Source organism: Pimelobacter simplex (genome assembly GCF_024662235.1).
Taxonomy (GTDB): domain Bacteria; phylum Actinomycetota; class Actinomycetes; order Propionibacteriales; family Nocardioidaceae; genus Nocardioides.
In genome coordinates this window covers 4,737,291-4,757,306 of sequence record NZ_CP096276.1, presented here as the reverse complement: position 1 = coordinate 4,757,306, position 20,016 = coordinate 4,737,291, and the positions used below count along the sequence as shown (strand labels likewise).

Here is a 20,016-nt window from a genome sequence, read left to right as displayed (position 1 = left end):
ATGTCCGACCAGGTGATGAACGGCTTCATCGCCACCGCGCTCGGCAGCGTGGTGGCCGTCGTGCTGCTGCTCCCGGTCGCGGCGGTGGAGTACCGCCGCGACGGCCGGCTGGGTCCGCGCGACCTGCTCACCCTGCTGGCGGTGGCGGTCTACGGACTGGCGCTGTGGACCTACACGCTGCTCCCGATGCCGGTCGACGGCGACTTCACGTGCGTGGGCCGGCAGACGACGCCGTTCGACACCATCGGCGCGATCGCCTGGGGGGACGGCGGCTCGCGGGCCGGGCTGTCGGCGCTGGTGCGCGACCCGGCGTTCCTGCAGGTCGCGCTCAACGTGCTGCTGTTCGTCCCCCTCGGCTACTTCGTACGCCGGATCGCCCGGCGAGGCTTCGTCGTCGCGACGGTGCTCGGCTTCGGGGTCTCGCTGCTCATCGAGACCACCCAGACCACCGGCGTGTGGCACCTCTACGACTGCGCCTACCGGCTCTTCGACGTCGACGACCTGATCCTCAACACCCTCGGTGCGACGGCGGGATCACTGGTCGCCGCGATCTTCATCCGCCGGACCCGGCCCGAGGTGGTGTGGCCGACGTCGATCACGTTCGGCCGCCGGATGATCGGCATGGTGTGCGACGTCCTGTTCGTCGTGCTCACCGGCGCGGCGCTCGTCGTCGCCTACCGCGCGTTCCAGCTCTATGTCGTCGGCGTCGAGTTCGAGGACCTCCGCGCCCAGCCGCAACGCCTGCTCCAGTGGGGGGTTCCGGCCGCGGTCGAGGCGGCGGCGGTGCTGCTCGGCGGCCGGACGGTCGGCGAGTGGGCGGTCTCGGTCCGGGCGGTGGCCCGGCGCGGTCCCACCCTCCTGGGGCGGGTGCTCAAGCTGCTCACCGGGGTGGGCCCGCTCATCGCGCTGATGGCGACGCCGCAGGCGTGGTCGGGCCTGGCGCTGCTGCTGTTCGGGATCATCTCGGTCGCGGCGGCCGCCGGCGGACGCGAGCACCGCGGGCTGTCGCACACGGTGGCCGGGATGGACCTCGAGATCGTGCAGCCGCGGGCCTACGAGCAGGTGTCGCGGCCGGGCTGACCGGCGAACCGCTCCTCGGTCCAGGCCAGCAGGTCGGCCATGGCCGGCGAGTCGGCCGCGACCAGGCTGAGGTGGTCGCGCCCCGGATAGCTGCGGTGGTCGAGCGCCTGCCCGTCCGCGCAGCGCTCGGCGACGTACGCGTCCTGCGCGGCGGGCGTGACGAGTGTGTCGTCGGCGCCCTGCGCGAGCAGCACCGGCGCGGTGATCGGGCCGGCGGGCACGTTCTCCCGCAACCGGGCGGCGAGCGCGCCCTGGTTCGGATCGCCCGACCAGACGGACTTGTCGAGCGAGAGCACCGTGGCGACGGAGATCAGCGTGCTCGGCTCGCTCAGGCAGCGCGCGGCGATCTCGCGCACGATCGGGCGTGCGATCGGGCGGACGTAGTCGGCGAGCCGTACGTCGTCGTACGCACGGGCGTAGGCGTCGATCACGTACGACCCGAAGATCTCGCCGCCGGTCACCTCGTCGAGGCTCTCGACCAGCGCCGGCAGGTTGGCGGCCGGAGCGAGTGCCGCGACGCCGTCGAGCCGTACGTCCGGCGCGTACGACGGCGCCAGGGCGCCCGCCCACAGCGCCGCGTGCCCGCCCTGGCTGTGTCCCCAGACCACCGTCTGCTCGCCGAGCCCGGCCTCGGCCAGCTCGCGCGCGGCCCGGGCCGCGTCGAGCACCGAGCGTCCCTCGCCCTGCCCGATCAGGTAGGGGTGCGGGCCCGCGGTCCCCAGCCCCACGTAGTCGGTCGCGACGAAGGCCCACCGCTGCGCCAGCACCTCGTCGATGGCGAAGAAGGCGCCGGACGCGAACGGGTCGAGCAGCGTCGGTGCGCAGCCGCGCGCGATGCCGGTGGTGCCGTGCGCCCAGGTGACCACGGGCAGCGGACCGCGCCGCTCCCGGGGGACGACGACCAGTGCGCTCGCCACCGCGGGCACGCCGTCGTCGCGCGTGGTGGTGTAGAGGATCCGCCACGCCTGCGCGCCGTCCGGGATGTCGCGGGTGAACGGCGCGCTGCGCACCAGCCGGCCCGGCTCGGACGGCACGGTGGCGGGCGCGGTGTAGAAGGCGTCCGGCCGCGGGGCGGCGCGGTCGAGGGTGAGCCCGGCGGCCAGGAGGACCAGGGCGAGCGCCGCGACCAGCGCACTGCCGGCGACGCTGCGGCCGTTCCGCCTGCGGCCGGTCAGCACCCGCGCCCCCAGCAGCACCAGCCGGACGCCGAACAGCACCCCGACCAGCACGACGCTCACGTCGGGCCAGGCCAGCGCGAGCAGGCCGAGCGCGGCCGAGGCGACGCCGCCCAGCGCGGTGTTCCAGCGCTCGGTGCCGCGGAGCCGCCGGGCGGTCCAGAGGTCCAGGACGCCGTGCGCCAGCAGGCCGACGCCGACGACCAGGACGACGGCGACGATCCCGGCGCCGGTCCACAGCACGAGGACCACGGCCGCCAGCAGCGCCAGTCCGGCCCGAGCCAGGCCGATCCGGCGGTGCACCGGGTCGTCGGGGAGGTCGATCAGCTCACCGGCCGCGAGCCCCACGAGGCCCACCACGACGAGGAGGAGCAGCACCGCGAGCGAGGCGAACGGCCGCACCGCGAGCACCGCGCCGAGCGCCACGAGCGCGAGGGCGACCGAGGTCCGCAGGACGGTGAGCACGGCTGGGGGGATCGCCACGCACCGCAGCGTAGGCCCTTGACGAGCGGCCCCGACCGCCGATTGGGTGTGACGCGTGGCGGACGATCTTCGCCACGGCAGGCTCCTCCAGCCTGCCGCCATCTCGGACCGGAGGACAACTTCATGCACGTCTCGGGAAGACTCGTGGTGGCCGCGGCATCGGTGCTCGGCCTCACCCTCACGCTCGGCTCACCGGCCCTCGCGGACCCGTCCGGACCGGGTGATCCCGGTCCCGGCGCGGACGACGGCGCCGGACTCACCGCGCAGCGCGACGACCTGACCCGCTACCAGGCGGGGCGCTACGTCGTGATGCTCGCGGCGCCGGGGGCGTCGACGTACGGAAAGACCCGGGCGGCGACGGGCAAGCAGTTCGACGCCAAGGGGAGCGGCGTCGCGTCGTACACGAAGAAGCTGCGGGGCAGCCACGACCGGCTCGCCGACGACCTCGGCTTCGACGTCGAGGAGCACTACACGATCTCGGCCAACGGCTTCGTCGCCGATCTCACCGCCAAGCAGGCGACCGAGCTGGCCACCGACCGCCGTGTGCTGATGGTCCAGAAGGACACGATCGTCCACGCCGACACCTGGAACACCCCGGACTTCCTGGGCCTGACCGGCAAGCGCGGTGTGTGGAAGCAGGTCGGCGGCCAGGACCGCGCCGGCGACGGCGTCGTCGTGGGTGTCATCGACAGCGGCATCTGGCCCGAGTCGAAGTCGTTCTCCGGCAAGCCGCTCACCACCAAGCCGCAGGGCCGCTGGGGGCTCAAGGTCAACGGCCGGGTCACGTCGATGAAGAAGTCCGACGGCAACCTCTTCCGCGGCGAGTGCGAGGTCGGCGAGGAGTTCGCCGTCACCGACTGCAACAGCAAGCTCATCTCGGCGCGCTCCTTCGTCAAGGGCTACGGCGAGAACCGCACGCTCGAGGAGGACTACCTCTCCGCGCGCGACGGCAACGGCCACGGCTCGCACACGGCGTCCACCGCCGCCGGCAACCCGGTCCGGGGTGTCGCGACCGAGGGGATCAGGTTCGGCGACATCAGCGGCGTCGCGCCCGGCGCCAAGATCGCCGTCTACAAGGCACTCTGGGCCACCGAGGACGGTCGTGCCTCCGGGACGACGTCCGACCTGGTCGCCGCGATCGAGCAGGCGGTCACCGACGGCGTCGACGTGCTCAACTACTCGATCTCCGGGCCGACCGACACCACGCTCGAGGCGGCCGAGATCGCCTTCGAGGGAGCCGCCGAGGCGGGCGTCTTCGTCGCCGCCTCCGCCGGCAACGAGGGCCCGGGCGCCTCGACCGTCGCCCACAACAGCCCGTGGGTGACCACGGTCGCGGCCAGCACCCACCACAGCTTCGAGAACACCGCGGTCCTCGGCAACGGCGACAAGCTCGTCGGCGCCTCCATCAGCGCGACCGCGCTGCCCTCGACCCGCCTCGTCTCCGCGGCCGACGCCGGCGACGGCACCGCGCTCTGTGCGCCCGACAGCCTCGACCCGGCCAAGGTGGCCGGCACCGTCGTCGTCTGCGAGCGCGGTGGGGTCGACCGGGTCGTGAAGAGCGAGGAGGTCGAGCGGGCCGGTGGGGTGGGCATGCTGCTGGTCAACGTCACCGAGGGCAGCCTCGACGCCGACTTCCACGCCGTACCGACGGTGCACGTGTCGCACGTCGACGCCCCCAAGGTCAGCGCCTACCTCGCCGCCGCCGGAGCCGACGCGACGGTGAGCTTCGTGCTCGGCAACCAGACCGGCACCGTGACCCCGGTCCCGCAGATCGCCGGATTCTCCTCGCGCGGCCCCGCCGCCTCCGACGACAGCGACCTGCTCAAGCCGGACGTCGCGGCGCCCGGTGTCTCGGTCCTCGCGGCGGTCGCGCCGCCGTCCAACCACGGGCGCGACTACGACCTCTACTCCGGTACGTCGATGGCCGCGCCCCACGTCGCCGGCCTCGCCGCGCTGGTCCAGGGCGTGCACCCGGCGTGGACGCCCATGCAGATCAAGTCCGCGATGATGACCACCGCCTACGACCTGAAGGACGCCTCCGGCAAGCGCTCCCGCGACCTGTTCGCCCAGGGCGCCGGCCACGTCGACCCGAAGGAGTTCCTCGACCCGGGCCTGTTCGTCCTGTCCGACTGGGAGCAGTGGCGCGGCTACGTCACCGGCCTCGGCCTCGACACCGGCGTCCCCGCCCTCGCCCCCAACGCCGTCAACCTGCCCTCGCTCGCCGAGGGCCACGTGATGACGTCGGCGACGCTGAGCCGCACCTTCACCGCCGCGCGCCGCGGCACCTGGCGGGTCAAGGTCGACGTACCGGGCTTCCGGAGCAGCGCCAGCCGCTCGACCGTCACGGCCCGCCGGGCCGGCCAGGAGACGTCGATCGACTTCCGATTCGACCGGACGACCGCGCCCCTGAGCGAGTGGGCCTTCGGCCACATCACCCTCACCGGCCCGACCACCGTGCGCCTCCCCGTCGCCCTGCGCCCGGTCTCGGTCAAGGCCCCCACCTCGGTCGCCGGCACCGGCACCGATGGCTCGGTCACGGTCCCCGTCACCGGTGGCTTCACCGGCGACCTCGCCGTCGCCCGCGCCGGCCTGGTCAAGGGTCAGGTGGCCGAGGGCACCATCGAGGTCGGCGACTACGCCCTGGAGTGCGTCACCATCGGCGCCGGCAACGACCTCGCCCAGTTCGACCTCGTCGCCCCCGACGCCAAGAGCGACCTCGACATGTACGTCTACAAGTCGCGCACCTGCGACCCCGGCTCGGTCACCGCCGTCGCCGGCGAGATCGCCACGCCGTCCTCCGGCGAGACCTTCTCGCTCGAGAACGCCCCCGCCGGCACCTACCTCGTCGAGGTCGACGCCTTTGCCGCCGGCGACCAGGGCACCCCCGTGCCGTACTCGCTGCGGGTCTACGACCTCGGCGGCTCGCCCTCGGTCGGCAACCTCAAGGTCGACCCTGACCCGGTCCCGGTGAGCACGGGCAAGGACACCTCGTTCGACCTGTCGTGGACGGGGCTCGACGCGGACGCGCACTACTTCGGGCTGCTCGGGTACGACGGGGCGCCGAGCTCGACGTACGTGTACGTGGACACGGCGACCGCGCCCTGAGGACGTCGCCGCCCGGGGTGCTCAGATCAGCTTCTTGAGCACCCCGAGCGGCGCGTGCTTCATCACCGGCGCCATCGCCGCCCACGGCAGCGGCGGCACGCACGCGTCGGCGACCTCCTTCTCGATCGCGGCGACCATCGCGCGCACGCCCTTCTCGGTCGACGACATCAGCGGCGTCGACTGCTCGACCTGGTCGTTCATCTCCGAGCGGATGTAGCCCGGGTAGAGCACGGTCACCTTGATCTTCTTCTGCAGCCGGGTGCCGTGCAGCTCGGTCCGCAGCCCCTCGGCCAGGTGGGCGACGCCCGCCTTCGTGGCGGCGTACGTGGTCATGGACGAGGGCATCCCGCGCATCGCCGACATCGACGACACCATCACCAGGTGCCCGGCCTCCTGGGCCCGGAAGATCTCCATCGCCGCCTCGGTCTGCGCGAGCGCGCCGACGAAGTTGGTCATCGCCGTCTCCAGGTTGGCGTCGAAGCGCCCGGTCCCCAGCCTGGCGCCCTTGCCGAGCCCCGCGTTGACGACCACCCGGTCGAGCCGGCCCAGCTCGTCGCGCAGCTCACCGAAGACGCGGAACACCGCGGCGTGGTCGGTCACGTCGAGCGCCCGGTAGGCGACCTTGCGCTCCGGGTGCTTCGCGGTGATCTCGCCGGCCAGCTCCTCCAGCCGCTCGGTACGACGCGCGGCTAGCGCGACGTCGTACCCGAGGTCGGAGAGCTGGCGGGCCATCTCGGCGCCGAGGCCGCTGGACGCGCCGGTGATGAGGATCGTCTTCGCCATGGGGTCAGTGTGGCCCACCGGACGGGCGTCCGGACTTGGTGAGGGATCGATGAGTGGGCGTTGACGCGGCGCCCCCGGACTCTGACAGTGGTGGATCCGCCGCACCCGAGGAGACCCCCCATGGCCATCACTCACCGCGTCACCCGGGCCGTGCTGGCCGTGACCGCCGCGACCAGCGCATTGCTGGCCCTGACCGGGACCTCGGCCCAGGCCTGGACGACCTACAAGCCGAGCGGCGGACCGGCGGTCAGCTTCGTCAACCAGGGGACCATCAAGATCGACTTCCCGCTGGGGCCGTTCTCGCTGAGCTGCACGTCGGCGACCCTGAGTGGAACCGTCACCAGCCCGGGGACCAGCCGCGCCTACGCGGCGCCGACCGGGAGCACCGGCCCGGCGGCCGCCTCGATGGGCACGATGAGCAGTGGCTGCTCGCACCCGGTCTGGCCCTCCACGGTGACTCCGCTGGGCACCTGGAAGTTCGCCATCACCGGCGACCCCGTCGTCGTCCCGAGCGCGACGGGCACCTCCAGCCGTCGGGCGATCGCCGAGTATCCCGCCAAGATCTACGACATCCGGGCGTACGTCGACGTGGCCGGCTGCAAGTTCTACATCGGCGGTGCGACCGACACGGCTACCACCACGACCGGCACCGGCTGGATCACTGGCACGTTCGACCCCCTGACGCAGGTGTTCAAGGCGAAGGCGTCGTCGACCGGTCTGGTCGTGTCCACGATCCCCACCGGGTCCATGTGCACCACCCTCGACTACTTCTACGAGGACGACCCGGTCCAGGTCACCGGTGCCACCGCGGGTTCGGCGGCGCTGTGGAAGAACATCCCGCCGGCCGGGTCGTCGTCGCTGGCGATCGGTCACCCCTGACGGCGAGGGTCTGCGCCACAGGAGGGAGCGCGCCGGTTCGACCGGCGACCACATACCGGGTATACATATCCCCATACCCAGTATGTAACCCTGGACGGAGACCCCCGCATGTCCGTGAAGCACGCCCTCCTCGCCCTCCTGGAGCAGGAGCCGATGTACGGCTACCAGCTGCGCGTGGAGTTCGAGCAGCGCACCGGCACCACCTGGCCGCTCAACGTCGGGCAGGTCTACACGACCCTGAGCCGGCTGGAGCGGGATGGGCTGGCGCTCGGGGCGGGGGAGGACGCCGAGGGGCACGTGATCTACCGGATCACCGAGGCGGGGCGCGACGAGGTGGCCAGCTGGTTCACCACGCCCGTCGCGCGCACCCAGCCGCCGCGTGACGAGCTGGCGATCAAGCTCGCGCTGGCCGTCACCGTGCCCGGCGTGGACGTCGCGACGGTGATCCAGCAGCAGCGCAGCGCCACGATGACCGCGCTGCAGGACTACACCCGGCTCAAGCGCCAGGCCACCGGTACGGCGCCGGCCGAGCTGGCGTGGAGCCTGGTGCTCGACTCGCTGGTGTTCGGGGCCGAGGCCGAGGTGCGCTGGCTCGACCACTGCGAGGCCCGGCTGCGGCGCGCGGCTGCCGAGCGGGCCGACCAGGCGCCGGCCGCCGTGGTCGCCCCCGAGGCCGAGCGGAGCACCCGATGATCCCGGCGACGTACGACGAGCACGCGGCCCGCCGCCTCGAGCGCGCCGAGCGCCGCTGGCTCGCCGACGCCCGCGCCCGGCTGAGCTCCCGCGCCGCCCACCCCCCCCGACCCACCACCCCGAACCGTCCGGAGGCCGACCGATGACCGCCGTCCTGCAGCTCACCGATGTCGTCCGCGTGCACGGCGAGGCGCCCCACGAGGTCCAGGCGCTGCGCGGCGTCTCCTTCGCCGCGTACGCCGGCGAGCTGGTCGCCGTGATGGGCCCCTCGGGCTCGGGCAAGTCCACCCTGCTCACCATCGCCGGCGGGCTCGACCAGCCCACGAGCGGCGCGGTCACCGTCGAGGGCACCGACCTGGCCCGGCTCGGCCAGGCGGACCGGGCGCGGATGCGGCGCACGTCGATCGGCTACGTCTTCCAGGGGTTCAACCTGATCCCCGCGCTGACCGCCACCGAGAACGTCGCGCTCCCGCGCGAGCTCGACGGCGTCCCCGCGCGCCAGGCGCGGGCCGAGGCGCTCCAGGCGCTCGAGGAGGTCGGCATCCCCCACCTCGCCGACCGCTTCCCCGACGACATGTCCGGTGGTCAGCAGCAGCGGGTCGCGATCGCGCGTGCGGTCGTCGCCGAGCGGCGCCTGATCCTCGCCGACGAGCCCACGGGCGCGCTCGACACCGAGACCGGCGAGGAGATCCTGCGCCTGCTCCGGGCGCGCTGCGACGCCGGTGCGGCCGGCGTCCTGGTCACCCACGAGGCGCGCCACGCGGCGTGGGCCGACCGGGTGGTGTTCCTGCGCGACGGCGTGGTGGTCGACGAGACCGGTACCGACCGGGCCGAGACCCTGACCGAGCCCGCGGCCCGATGAGCGCCACGGGAAGCAGCCTCGGCGGCTGGCGGGTCGCGCTGCGCCTGGCCCGCCGCGAGGCCTGGCGGCGCAAGGGGCAGACCCTGCTCATGCTGGTCCTCATCTGCGGGCCGGTCATGGCGGTGTCCGCCGCGACGGTCGTGTGGCGTACGTCGGACGTCAGCTCCGCCGAGAGCGTCACCCGGGTGATGGGCGGCGCGGAGGCGTTGCTGACCCCGCAGCAGACCCGCGACGTGGCGCAGGAGTTCGACCCCGCCGACGGCACGTCCTGGGGCGCCGACAACGAGACCCCGGCGACCGAGGCCGAGATCCGCACGGTGCTCGGGGAGCGGCCGCTGCTGCCGGTGCGCCACGAGTCCTCCGACTACCGCACCGACCACGGCATCGCCGGCACGAACCTGCTCGTGGTGGACCTGCGGCACCCGCTCGCCGAGGGGCTGTTCCGGCTCGCCGAGGGGCGCTTCCCCCGCGCCAAGGACGAGGTCGTGGTCAACGCGGCCCTCGCCGACCGCGGTCCGGGGCTGGGCGAGAAGCTCGTGCTCGAGCAGCGTGCCCCCGACGGCACCAAGGTCCCGCGCGAGCTGCGCATCGTCGGCGTCGGCGACTACGCCGACAGCCGGACCCGTGCCTGGGCGGGCGTGCTGCCCGGAGCGGTCGGCGAGCCGACGGCCGACGACGGTCCGCCCGACCTGCTCGTCGGCGGTGCTCCGGTGACCTGGTCCGACGTGCTCAGGCTCAACGAGCTCGGTGTCCTCGTCGCCTCGCGCCAGGTCCTCACCGACCCGCCGCCGGAGTCCGCGCTGGCCCCCGACATGCGCGGCGGCGACGACGGCGACAACACCGCGCTCACCGTGCTCGGGCTGGTCGTCGCGATGGTGCTGCTCGAGGTCGTGCTGCTGGCCGGACCGGCGTTCGCGGTCCGGGCGCGCGCCCAGGCTCACACGCTCGCCCTCGTCGCGGCCAGCGGCGGGACGCCGGCCCAGGCGCGGCGTACCGTCCTCGCCTCCGGCGTCGTCGTCGGTCTGATCGGCGGGGTGCTCGGCGTGGTCCTCGGGATCGCCGGCTCGACGCTCGCGATACCGATCGCGCAGCGGCTCGACGCCGCCTGGTTCGGTCCCTTCGAGGTGCCGTGGGCGCTGCTCGCGCTGGTCGCCGGGTTCGGGTTCGTGTCCGCGGTGCTCGCGGCCGTCGTCCCCGCGTTCGCGGCCTCGCGCCAGGACGTCGTCGCCGTGCTCGCCGGTCGTCGTGGCGAGGGCCGGCCCTCGCGCCGCTCGCCGGTGGTCGGCCTGGTCCTGATCGGGCTCGGTGTGGCCGGCTCCGTGGTGGGCTCGCGGCCCGGTGGCGGCAGCTCCGCGCTGCTCGTCGGCGCCTCCGCGATCATCTCCGTGGTCGGCATGATCTTCCTGGTCCCGGTCGTCGTGGCGGGCCTCGCCCGGCTCGCCGCCCGGCTCCCGCTGCCCCTGCGCTTCGCCGCCCGCGACGCGGCCCGGCACCGGATGCGTACCGTCCCGGCGATCGCCGCCGTCGGCGCCACCGTCGCCGGCGTGATCGCGCTCGGCATCGCGGTCTCCAGCCAGGCGGCCTCCGACGAGCAGGGCTACGCGCCGATGCTGCCGATCGGCTACGGCGCCGTGCCGCTGCCGACCGACGCCACCCCCGCGAACGTGGACGAGGTCGAGGAGATCCTGCGCAAGGGCCTGCCCGACGCCCCGCGCGAGCGGGTCACCGGCGTCGTGATGGACAGCGAGGAGCACTCGCTCGACATCGGCCTCGCGCACGGCGACCAGCGCGTGAACACCAGCTACCTCGGGATGCTCGGGACGTCGTACGTCGTCGCGGACGGGCTGCCCGACTACCTCGGCACCCGCAGCGACGATCGCGCCGCGGCCGACCGGGTGCTCGCCGACGGCGGGATCGTCGTGCTGCGCAACCGCAACGAGAACGCGCTGCCCGCGGACCGGTTGACGGTCGAGGTCGGCGAGGTGCCGTTCGGGGGCGGCGAGATCACGAACCTGCGCAAGGCCGACCTCCCGGCCGTCGCCGCGCGGGTCCCCGAGCGCTCGTCGCCCGTGGCTGCGGTGCTCTCGCCCGCGGCCGCCGAGAAGCTGCGGCTGCCGACCGCGACGACCGCGTTCGCCGTACGGCCGACGATCGAGCGGGCCGCCCTCAAGAACGTCAACGAGCAGCTCGCCGCCAGCCCCGCCAACGTGGAGCTGCAGGTCGAGCGCGGCTACCAGCCCGACGCCGCGACCCAGATCATCAAGCTGGTCCTCGCGGTGCTCGGCGGGATCCTCATGCTCGGCGGCACCCTGACGGCGACCTTCCTCGCCCTCTCCGACGCCCGGCCCGACTTCGCCACCATGGCGGCCGTCGGTGCCCGGCCCCGGACGCGGCGCGGGGTGGCGGCATCGTACGCGCTGGTGGTGGGGCTCGTCGGTGCGCTCCTGGGCGCCCCGATCGGCTTCATCCCGGGGGTCGCGATCAGTCGTCCGCTGACCTACGACGACGCCACCAGCAGCACCCTCCTCGAGATCCCGTGGCCCCTCCTGGGCGCCGTGGTCCTCGGGTTGCCGCTGCTGACCGCGCTCATCGTGGGGGCCGCGGCCCGGAGCCGGTTGCCGCTCGCCGCCCGCGTCGACTGAGGACGGCGGCGGGTCAGCCCATCTTGCGAACGGCGACCCGGGCCAGGCGGGCGAACGGCGCCGCCCGCACCTTCGTGGGCTGGTCGATGCCCAGCAGGAGCAGCCGCTTGCCGTCGCGGACCAGCACCACGCGGCTGTAGATGGTCGGCTCGTGGAGCTCGGGCCGGAAGGTCGCGGTGAGCCGGTAGCCGAGCCGCTGGTCGCCCAGCCGCGGGACCTTGACCGGGCGCAGCGCGGTGTCGACCCCGGCCCAGTACTGGCGGCAGCCGCGGACGAAGCGCTGGAAGCCCGCGAAGACCGCCTTTGCCTGCGCCTTCGTCGCGAATTTCACGAGCAGGGCGGTGACCGAGCGCCGGTCGCCGTACCCGGTGACCACGCGGCCGGAAGTGCCGGTGACCTCCGGTCCCGTCGTGCACTCCTCGGTCCTGGCCGGGAAGGTGCGCCCGGGGAAGCGCGAGATCGGGACCTTCTTGAAGGCCGGGAAGGCCCGCACGACGTCGTCCCGGGTGATGACGTCGGGTGCGCGCACCGGAGCCGCCTGGGCGGTGGGCGTCGAGGGGACCCCTCACCCCCGCGCCGCGGCCCGGGCCCGGGCCAGGGCGGCCGGTGAGCCCGGCGTCGGGAACCACCGCAGCACGACGGCGCTCTGACCCAGCGTCCATACGGCATTGCAGACCCAGTAGACGAGCAGCGCGACCGGGACCACCCCGCCGGCGACGAGCATCCCGCCGGCCGACAGCACCGGCGCGAGCTGCTGGGCCCGGGCCATCGCGTCGGGCAGGTCCGCGGCGAGGGTGGTGGGCGCGACCAGGTAGCGCTGGGTCACGAAGCTCAGCGCGGCCGCCGTACCGGCCAGGGCGGCGACGACCGCCAGGTGTGCCGCCCCGCCGCCGAGGTACCCGTGCGCCGTCAGCGGTACGCCGACCAGCGTCGCCGCGCCGAACGAGGCCACGAGCGCCGGCGTGAGCGCACCCACCGCGGCGCCGTCCGCGACCCGGGAGAGCAGGTGGTAGAGCGCCATCCAGACCGGGATCTGCAGGAGCAGGGGCAGGCACCCCAGCCGGGAGATCCCGTGCTCGGCGTTGACCTCGCGCCGGGCGGCGAGGAAGGCGCGCATGCTGTCGGGATCGGTCTTGCCGCGGTAGCGGTCGGTGAGCTCCTTCAGGTGCGGCCGGGCGCGTGCTCCGGCGTGTGCCTGGCGGACACCGCGCACCACGAGCGGCAGCAGCGCCAGCCGTACGACGACCACCACCCCCGCGATGCTCAGCAGCCAGGCGGCGCCACCCGCGGGGTCGAGGCCGAGTGCGGCAGCGAGGGAGTGGGTGCCCGCGACGATGCTCGCGAGGGCAGGGGACAGCGGGGCGAGAGGGGACATGCGAGGACTCCTGGGGACGTGCGGGAAGGGTGGGGTCGTGGCTCGCGGACGCGAGCGTCAGACCGCCCCAGGAGCGCGCGGACGGACCGGGTGGTGCACCGGGTCGGTGAAGCGCGAGGTCAGCGCCGGCGCGGGGCGCCCGGCACGCAGGTGGGCCGGGACCGGGCTCGGGGCGAGCGTGCCGGCGACGGCCAGGTGGATCAGCGCGGCGAGCGCCAGCGCGAGGGCGAGCACGGTCAGGCCCACGGACGCCGGCGAGTCGGCGACCAGGACGGGCGTCGCGAGCAGTGCGAGGAGCCCGGCGAGCAGCCCGGCGACCAGCACGGCGGTCCGTGCGGTCAGCGGGTCGGCGTCGCGGCGCATGCGGCGAGCGTAGCCGGGGGCCGGTCCTCGAGCACCCGCGAAGTGCGGAGGTTGCGGCCACGAAGTGGGCCGGTTGCTGGTCCGAGAACCGACAGCGCGTCAGCTCTCGCACCAGCAACCTCCCCACTTCGGACCAGCAACCTCCCCACTTCGCGCGACCCCACTTAAAGTCAGGCTTGACTGTTTGTTTCTCCCGAGACATGCTGACCCCGTGAGCGCCACCACCCGCGTCCCCCAGGAGGAGCGGACCCGCGTCATGCGGCAGCGGCTGATGGACGCGACGGTCGAGCTGCTCGTCGAGAAGGGCTTCGGCGGTACGACGACCACCCTCGTCTCCGAGCGCGCCGGCGTGAGCCGCGGCGCCCAGCTGCACCACTTCCCGACCAAGAACGACCTCGTGGTCGCGGCGGTCGCTCACCTGACCGCGATCCGGGGTTCCGACCTGGAGGCCGCGGTCGCGCGGCTGCCTCAGGGGGAGGGGCGGACCGAGGCGGTCGTGCAGATGCTGGGCGACCACTTCGCCTCCGACGTGTTCACCGCGGCGCTCGAGCTCTGGGTCGCGGCCCGGACCGATGCGACGCTGCACGAGGCGGTCGCGCCGCTGGAGCAGCACCTCGGGCGCGAGACCCACCGGCTCACGGTCGAGCTGCTCGGGATCGACGAGGCGCGGTCCGGGGCGCGGGAGCTGGTGCAGGCGACGCTCGACCTGGTCCGCGGTCTGGGGCTGGCCAACACGCTCGGTGACGACGCCCGCCGTCGCCGCCGGATCCTCACCGAGTGGGCGCGCACGCTCGATGCCGCGCTCCGCAACCCGCAAGGAGACGACGCATGAGTGTCCTCGACGACGTGATCGCCGACCTGAGTGCCGAGGGCGACCAGCTCCGTACGACGGTCGCCGCCCTCGACGCCGACGCCTGGCGCACGACCACGCCGGCCGAGGGGTGGGACGTCGCGACGACGGTCGCGCACCTGCTCTGGACCGACGAGGTCGCCGTCCTCGCCGCCGGTGCGCTCGCCGACGACGCCGGCAAGCAGGCCTGGGACGCCGTCGTCCTGCTGGCGATCGAGGACCCGACCGGCTTCGTCGACACCGAGGCGCTGCGCATCGGCGCGGCGGCTCCCGACGAGCTCCTCGCCCGCTGGGACGCCGCCCGGCCGGCGCTCGTCCAGGCCCTGCGCGACTACCCGGACGGCGCGAAGATGCCGTGGTTCGGGCCCCCGATGGCGCCGACCTCGATGGCGACCGCGCGGTTCATGGAGACCTGGGCCCACGCGCTCGACGTGTACGACGCGCTCGGCGTACGGCCCGAGGTGACCGACCGGATCAAGCACGTCGCCCACATCGGCGTCCGCACCCGCAACTTCGCCTACGCCAACAACGGGCTCGACGCCCCCGCCGAGGAGTTCCGGGTCGAGCTGACCGCGCCCTCTGGAGCCCTGTGGACCTGGGGACCACCTGACGCTCCGCAGAGGGTGAGTGGAGCCTCCTACGAGTTCTGCCAGCTCGTCACCCAGCGCATCCACCGCGACGACACCGGCCTCAAGGCGGTCGGTGACGACGCCGAGAAGTGGCTGACCATCGCCCAGGCCTTCGCCGGCCCGGCCGGCGGCGGGAGGGACCCCCGATGACCCAGCCGATCAGGATCGCCAACTGCAGCGGCTTCTACGGCGACCGGCTCTCCGCCCTGCGCGAGCAGCTCGAGGGCGGTGACGTCGACGTCATCACCGGCGACTACCTCGCCGAGCTGACCATGCTCATCCTCGGCATGGACACCCTGCGCGACGCCGACCTCGGCTACGCGCGGACGTTCCTCAAGCAGCTCGAGGACACCCTCGGCCTCGCGCTCGACAAGGGCGTCAAGATCGTCAGCAACGCCGGCGGGCTCAACCCCGCCGCGCTCGCCGCCAAGATCCAGGCGCTCGGCACCGGCGCCAAGGTGGCGTACGTCGAGGGCGACGACCTGCGCTCCGCGAACCTCTTCGAGGGCGCGCTCACCGCCAACGCCTACCTGGGCGCCTTCGGCATCGCGTCCGCGCTGAGCAACGGCGCCGACGTCGTCGTCACCGGCCGCGTCACCGACGCCAGCGTCGTGGTCGGCCCCGCGATCGCCCACCACGGCTGGACCCCCACCGACTACGACGCGCTGGCCGGCGCGGTCGTCGCGGGCCACGTCATCGAGTGCGGCACGCAGGCCACGGGCGGCAACTTCTCCGGGTTCACCGACCTGTTCCGGGCGGGTGCGCCGATGACGACGCCGCTCGGCTTCCCGATCGCCGAGGTCGCGGCCGACGGCAGCAGCGTGATCACCAAGCACGACGGCACCGGCGGCGCGGTCACGGTCGACACGGTCACCGCACAGCTGCTCTACGAGATCCAGACGACGCGCTACCTCAACCCCGACGTCACCACGCACCTCGACTCGATCCGGCTCCACCAGCAGGGACCCGACCGGGTCGAGGTCACCGGGGTCACCGGCGCCGCGCCGGCCGAGCAGCTCAAGGTCGCGGTCAACACGCTCGGCGGCTACCGCAACCAGGTCGAGTTCGTGCTCACGGGGCTCGACATCGACGCCAAGGCCGAGTGGCTGCGCAGCCAGCTCGACCCGCAGCTCACCGCGGCCGACGTCACCTGGACCCAGACCCCCGCCCGGACGGGCGATGCGGACACCGAGGAGGGCGCCTCGGTCATCCTGCGCTGCATCGGCAAGGACCCCGAGGCGGGTCCGCTCGGCAAGCCGTTCACCGGACCGGCGGTCGAGCTCGCGCTCGCCAGCTACCCGGGCTTCACGATGACGACGCCGCCCCAGAAGCCCAGCCCGTTCGGCATCTACCGCCCCGAGTACGTCGACCGCGGCGCCGTCGAGCACACCGTCGTCCACCACGACGGGACCCGCGAGGTCATCGCCGACCCGACCACGTTCGCCGACCCGGCCGAGCTCGACCCGGCGCTCGGCAAGCGCCCGTCGCCGTACCCGGCGCCGGCGGACACGATCACCCGCCGGATGCCGCTGGGCACGTTCGTGCACGCGCGCTCGGGCGACAAGGGCGGCAACGCCAACCTCGGCCTCTGGGTCAAGAACGACGGCTCGGAGCGCTACGAGGCGCGCGTGCAGTGGCTCGCCAAGATCGTCAAGGACCGCAAGGTCCGCGAGCTCGTGCCCGAGGCCAAGGACCTCGACATCGACGTCTACGTGCTGCCCAACCTGGGCGCGGTCAACGTCGTGATCCACGGCCTGCTCGGCGACGGCGTCGCCGCGTCCACCCGGTTCGACCCCCAGGCCAAGGGCCTCGGCGAGTGGGTCCGCAGCCGGATCGTCCACATCCAGGAGGACTTGGTATGACGACCTTCGACCACGGCTGGACCGAGGAGCAGCGCGCCCTCAAGCAGTCCGCCATCGCGTTCACCCAGCGCGAGGTGACGCCCCACCTCGACCAGTGGGAGAAGGACGGCGAGCTGCCCCGCGAGCTGCAGAAGAAGCTCGCCCACGCGGGCCTGCTCGGCGTCGGCGTGAGCGAGGAGGTCGGCGGCGACGGCGGCGACCTGATGGACATCTGCGCCGCCCAGGAGGGCTTCATGGAGGCCGGCTGGTCCGGCGGGGCGATGGCCTCGGCGTTCACCCACGGCATCGCGATCCCCCACATCATCCAGAACGGCAGCCCCGAGCTGGTCGACGCGTGGGTCCGCCCGACGCTCGCCGGCGACCTGATCGGCTCGATGGCGGTCACCGAGCCGGGCACCGGCTCCGACGTCGCCGGCATCACCACCCGCGCCGTTCGCGACGGCGACCACTGGGTGATCAACGGCGCCAAGACGTTCATCACCTCCAGCGTCCGCGGCGACTTCGTCACCACGGCGGTCCGTACGGGGGAGGCCGGCGCCCACGGCATCTCGATGATCGTCGTGCCCAAGGGGACGCCGGGCTTCACCGTCTCGCGCAAGCTCGACAAGATGGGCTGGCTCGCCTCCGACACCGGCGAGCTGTCGTACGTCGACGTGCGTGTCCCGGTCGGCAACCTGGTCGGCCAGGAGAACCACGGTTTCTACTACATCGCCGAGAACTTCGTCACCGAGCGGATCTTCCTCGCGCTGATGGGCTACGGCCATGCGCTGCGCTGCCTCAACCTGAGCGTCCAGTACTGCAAGGACCGCGAGACCTTCGGCAAGCCGCTGGTCAAGAACCAGGTGGTGCGGGCCAAGCTCGTCGAGATGCACCGCCAGGTCGCGATCGCGCGGGGCTACACGCTCGAGGTCGCCCAGCGCTACGTCGCCGGTGAGAACGTCATCGCCGAGGCCTGCCTGGCCAAGCAGACCGCCGTCGACACCGCGGTGTGGGTGGCCGACCAGGCGGTCCAATTGCACGGAGGAATGGGCTACATGCGCGAGTCCGAGGTCGAGCGGCACTACCGCGACGTCCGGCTGCTCCCGATCGGCGGCGGTGCGACCGAGGTCCTCACCGACCTGGCCGCCAAGCTGCTGGGCTACGCCTGATGGGCGTGCTGAAGCCGCTGGGCGGCGAGGTGACGGTGCACATGAAGGCGCCCGTCGAGGACGTCTGGGCGCTGGTCAGCGATGTCACCCGGATCGGCGAGTTCTCGCCCGAGACGTTCGAGGCCGAGTGGACCCACGGCGCCACCGGGCCCGTGGCGGGCGCGCGCTTCCGCGGGCACGTCAAGCGCAACGGCGTCGGGCCGACGTACTGGACTCCGTGCACGGTGACCAAGGCCGACCAGAACGAGGTGTTCGAGTTCGCCGTCGGCCTCGACGGCAACGCCCTCAACACGTGGGGCTACCGGATGCAGGCCGAGAACGGCGGCACCAGCGTCACCGAGTACTTCCGGCTCACGCCGGCCTGGTTCATGCGCGGCTACTGGCTCGTCCTGGGGCGGCTTCGCGGCAAGACCAACGAGCGCGGGATGCGCACGACCTTGGAGAGGATGAAGGCGGTGGTGGAGTCATGACGACGACGGAGACCGAGGCGCCGGAGCAGGCGCCCGAGCAGGACCGGCGTACGGCCATGGAGGCCAAGCTCGCCGACCTGCACGCCGAGCAGGCCAAGGCGGTCGAGGCCGGCGGCAAGTACATCGCCCGCCACAAGGACCGCGGCAAGCTCACCGCCCGCGAGCGGATCGACCTGCTCGTCGACGAGGGCTCGGCCTTCCTCGAGCTGATGCCCCTGGCCGGTTGGGGCAGCGACTTCGCCGTCGGCGCCTCCCTGGTGACCGGCATCGGCGTGGTCGAGGGTGTCGAGTGCCTGATCGTCGCCAACGACCCGACGGTCAAGGGCGGCGCGCTCAACCCGTGGTCGCTGAAGAAGTCCTTCCGGGCGGCCGAGATCGCCGAGAAGAACTTCCTCCCCACGATCAACCTCACCGAGTCGGGCGGCGCGGATCTGCCCACCCAGAAGGAGATCTTCATCCCCGGCGGTCGCGGCTTCCGCGACCTCACCCGGTCCAGCGCCCGCAAGCAGCCCACCATCTCGGTGGTCTTCGGCAACTCCACCGCGGGCGGCGCCTACGTCCCCGGCATGAGCGACTACGTGATCATGGTCAAGGAGCAGGCCAAGGTGTTCCTGGCCGGCCCGCCGCTGGTCAAGATGGCGACCGGCGAGGAGTCCGACGACGAGACACTCGGCGGCGCCGAGATGCACTCGCGGGTCTCCGGTCTGTCCGACGCCCTGGCGGTCGACGAGCACGACGCGATCCGGCTCGCGCGGCGCGCCGTGGCCCGGCTCAACTGGCGCAAGCAGGGCGACGTACCGACCGAGGCGTTCGCCGAGCCCGACCTCGACCCCGAGGACCTCCTCGACCTGATCCCCACCGATCTCAAGGAGCCGTTCGACCCGCGCGAGGCGATCCTCCGGATCGTCGACGGGACGGGGCCGGCCAACGAGGTCGCCTTCGACGAGTTCAAGCCGCTCTACGGCTCGGCGCTCTGCGTCGGCTGGGCCAAGCTCCACGGCCACCCGATCGGCATCCTCGCCAACGCGCGCGGCGTCCTGATGAGCGAGGAGGCCCAGAAGGCCGCTCAGTTCATCCAGCTCGCCAACCAGAAGGACACGCCGCTGCTCTTCCTGCACAACACCACCGGCTACATGGTCGGCGCGGAGTACGAGCAGGGCGGCATCATCAAGCACGGCGCGATGATGATCAACGCGGTCTCCAACTCCAAGGTCCCGCACCTGACGGTGATCATGGGCGCGTCCTACGGTGCCGGCAACTACGGCATGAACGGGCGCGCCTACGACCCGCGCTTCCTCTTCACGTGGCCCTCGGCCAAGTCGTCGGTGATGGGCCCCGCCCAGCTCGCCGGCGTGCTCGAGATCGTCGCGCGCGAGTCGGCGGAGAAGAAGGGCCAGCCCTTCGACGCCGAGGGCTTCGTCGCCATCAAGCAGATGGTCGAGGAGCAGATCGAGGAGCAGTCGCTGCCGTACGTGCTGTCCGGGATGGTCTACGACGACGGCGTGATCGACCCGCGCGACACCCGGACGGTGCTGGGCATCTGCCTGTCCGTCATCGACAACCAGCCGATCGAGGGCGCCATGAACTTCGGCGTCTTCCGGATGTGAGGGCCTTCCC

At 73.0% G+C, this 20,016-nt stretch carries 18 protein-coding genes; 13 read left to right on the top strand and 5 right to left on the bottom strand.

From position 1 onward, the window contains the following. Entirely contained in the window at nucleotides 1-1,080 is a 1,080-nt protein-coding gene (locus tag M0M48_RS23290) for a VanZ family protein (RefSeq protein WP_257752950.1), read from the top strand. Here the strand turns inward: M0M48_RS23290 and M0M48_RS23285 are convergent. Continuing rightward, on the bottom strand, nucleotides 1,053-2,738 hold the full coding sequence (locus M0M48_RS23285) for a lipase family protein (RefSeq protein ID WP_257752949.1): 1,686 nt from the start codon (nucleotides 2,736-2,738) through the stop codon (nucleotides 1,053-1,055). The genes M0M48_RS23290 and M0M48_RS23285 overlap by 28 nt on opposite strands. A gap of 123 nt (nucleotides 2,739-2,861) precedes the next feature. On the opposite strand from M0M48_RS23285, the gene M0M48_RS23280 reads away from it, so the two are divergent. After that, nucleotides 2,862-5,843, top strand: a complete 2,982-nt coding sequence (locus M0M48_RS23280) for a S8 family peptidase (RefSeq protein ID WP_257752948.1) — start codon at nucleotides 2,862-2,864, stop codon at nucleotides 5,841-5,843. A gap of 21 nt (nucleotides 5,844-5,864) precedes the next feature. Here the strand turns inward: M0M48_RS23280 and M0M48_RS23275 are convergent, their stop codons facing one another. Beyond that, nucleotides 5,865-6,626 carry an SDR family oxidoreductase gene (locus M0M48_RS23275; RefSeq protein ID WP_257752947.1) on the bottom strand — a complete coding sequence of 254 codons (762 nt, stop codon included), beginning with the start codon at nucleotides 6,624-6,626 and terminating at the stop codon, nucleotides 5,865-5,867. Nucleotides 6,627-6,746: 120 nt separating this feature from the next. Between M0M48_RS23275 and M0M48_RS23270 the strand changes: the two genes are divergently transcribed. From M0M48_RS23270 to M0M48_RS23250, 5 genes are all read left to right on the top strand, one after another. Beyond that, nucleotides 6,747-7,505 (top strand): hypothetical protein, encoded by a 759-nt coding sequence (locus M0M48_RS23270; RefSeq protein WP_257752946.1) that lies wholly within the window; start codon nucleotides 6,747-6,749, stop codon nucleotides 7,503-7,505. A 108-nt stretch (nucleotides 7,506-7,613) separates the two neighbouring features. Beyond that, entirely contained in the window at nucleotides 7,614-8,198 is a 585-nt protein-coding gene (locus M0M48_RS23265; RefSeq protein ID WP_257752945.1) for a PadR family transcriptional regulator, read from the top strand. Then, complete coding sequence (locus tag M0M48_RS23260; RefSeq protein ID WP_257759273.1) at nucleotides 8,195-8,344, top strand: hypothetical protein; 150 nt, start codon at nucleotides 8,195-8,197, stop codon at nucleotides 8,342-8,344. Before M0M48_RS23265 ends, M0M48_RS23260 begins: the two co-directional genes overlap by 4 nt. Beyond that, on the top strand, nucleotides 8,341-9,060 hold the full coding sequence (locus M0M48_RS23255) for an ABC transporter ATP-binding protein (RefSeq protein WP_257752944.1): 720 nt from the start codon (nucleotides 8,341-8,343) through the stop codon (nucleotides 9,058-9,060). Before M0M48_RS23260 ends, M0M48_RS23255 begins: the two co-directional genes overlap by 4 nt. Further along, nucleotides 9,057-11,702 (top strand): FtsX-like permease family protein, encoded by a 2,646-nt coding sequence (locus M0M48_RS23250; RefSeq protein ID WP_257752943.1) that lies wholly within the window; start codon nucleotides 9,057-9,059, stop codon nucleotides 11,700-11,702. The genes M0M48_RS23255 and M0M48_RS23250 overlap by 4 nt, the downstream gene beginning before the upstream one ends. A 13-nt stretch (nucleotides 11,703-11,715) precedes the next feature. Here M0M48_RS23250 and M0M48_RS23245 read toward each other — a convergent pair whose 3' ends face one another. From M0M48_RS23245 to M0M48_RS23235, 3 genes are read right to left on the bottom strand one after another with little or no spacing between them, the layout of a single operon-like run. Beyond that, nucleotides 11,716-12,231, bottom strand: a complete 516-nt coding sequence (locus tag M0M48_RS23245; protein WP_257752942.1) for a hypothetical protein — start codon at nucleotides 12,229-12,231, stop codon at nucleotides 11,716-11,718. A 36-nt stretch (nucleotides 12,232-12,267) separates the two neighbouring features. Next, entirely contained in the window at nucleotides 12,268-13,077 is an 810-nt protein-coding gene (gene yidC / locus M0M48_RS23240; RefSeq protein ID WP_257752941.1) for a membrane protein insertase YidC, read from the bottom strand. 57 nt (nucleotides 13,078-13,134) lie between these two features. Beyond that, nucleotides 13,135-13,440, bottom strand: a complete 306-nt coding sequence (locus tag M0M48_RS23235; protein ID WP_257752940.1) for a hypothetical protein — start codon at nucleotides 13,438-13,440, stop codon at nucleotides 13,135-13,137. A 211-nt stretch (nucleotides 13,441-13,651) separates the two neighbouring features. On the opposite strand from M0M48_RS23235, the gene M0M48_RS23230 reads away from it, so the two are divergent. Genes M0M48_RS23230 through M0M48_RS23205 form a run of 6 tightly spaced genes read left to right on the top strand, consistent with a single transcriptional unit; the run spans nucleotide 13,652 to nucleotide 20,006 of the window. Then, nucleotides 13,652-14,272, top strand: coding sequence for a TetR/AcrR family transcriptional regulator (locus M0M48_RS23230; protein WP_257752939.1), 621 nt, complete (start codon nucleotides 13,652-13,654; stop codon nucleotides 14,270-14,272). Beyond that, complete coding sequence (locus tag M0M48_RS23225; protein ID WP_257752938.1) at nucleotides 14,269-15,069, top strand: TIGR03084 family metal-binding protein; 801 nt, start codon at nucleotides 14,269-14,271, stop codon at nucleotides 15,067-15,069. Before M0M48_RS23230 ends, M0M48_RS23225 begins: the two co-directional genes overlap by 4 nt. Beyond that, entirely contained in the window at nucleotides 15,066-16,781 is a 1,716-nt protein-coding gene (locus M0M48_RS23220; RefSeq protein ID WP_257752937.1) for an acyclic terpene utilization AtuA family protein, read from the top strand. The genes M0M48_RS23225 and M0M48_RS23220 overlap by 4 nt, the downstream gene beginning before the upstream one ends. Continuing rightward, nucleotides 16,778-17,929, top strand: coding sequence for an acyl-CoA dehydrogenase family protein (locus tag M0M48_RS23215; RefSeq protein WP_215812247.1), 1,152 nt, complete (start codon nucleotides 16,778-16,780; stop codon nucleotides 17,927-17,929). The genes M0M48_RS23220 and M0M48_RS23215 overlap by 4 nt, the downstream gene beginning before the upstream one ends. Continuing rightward, on the top strand, nucleotides 17,929-18,399 hold the full coding sequence (locus M0M48_RS23210) for an SRPBCC family protein (RefSeq protein ID WP_257752936.1): 471 nt from the start codon (nucleotides 17,929-17,931) through the stop codon (nucleotides 18,397-18,399). Before M0M48_RS23215 ends, M0M48_RS23210 begins: the two co-directional genes overlap by 1 nt. Then, a complete protein-coding gene (locus M0M48_RS23205) occupies nucleotides 18,396-20,006 on the top strand; it encodes an acyl-CoA carboxylase subunit beta (protein ID WP_257752935.1) in 1,611 nt (536 codons plus the stop codon). Before M0M48_RS23210 ends, M0M48_RS23205 begins: the two co-directional genes overlap by 4 nt. Nucleotides 20,007-20,016: the final 10 nt, after the last annotated feature.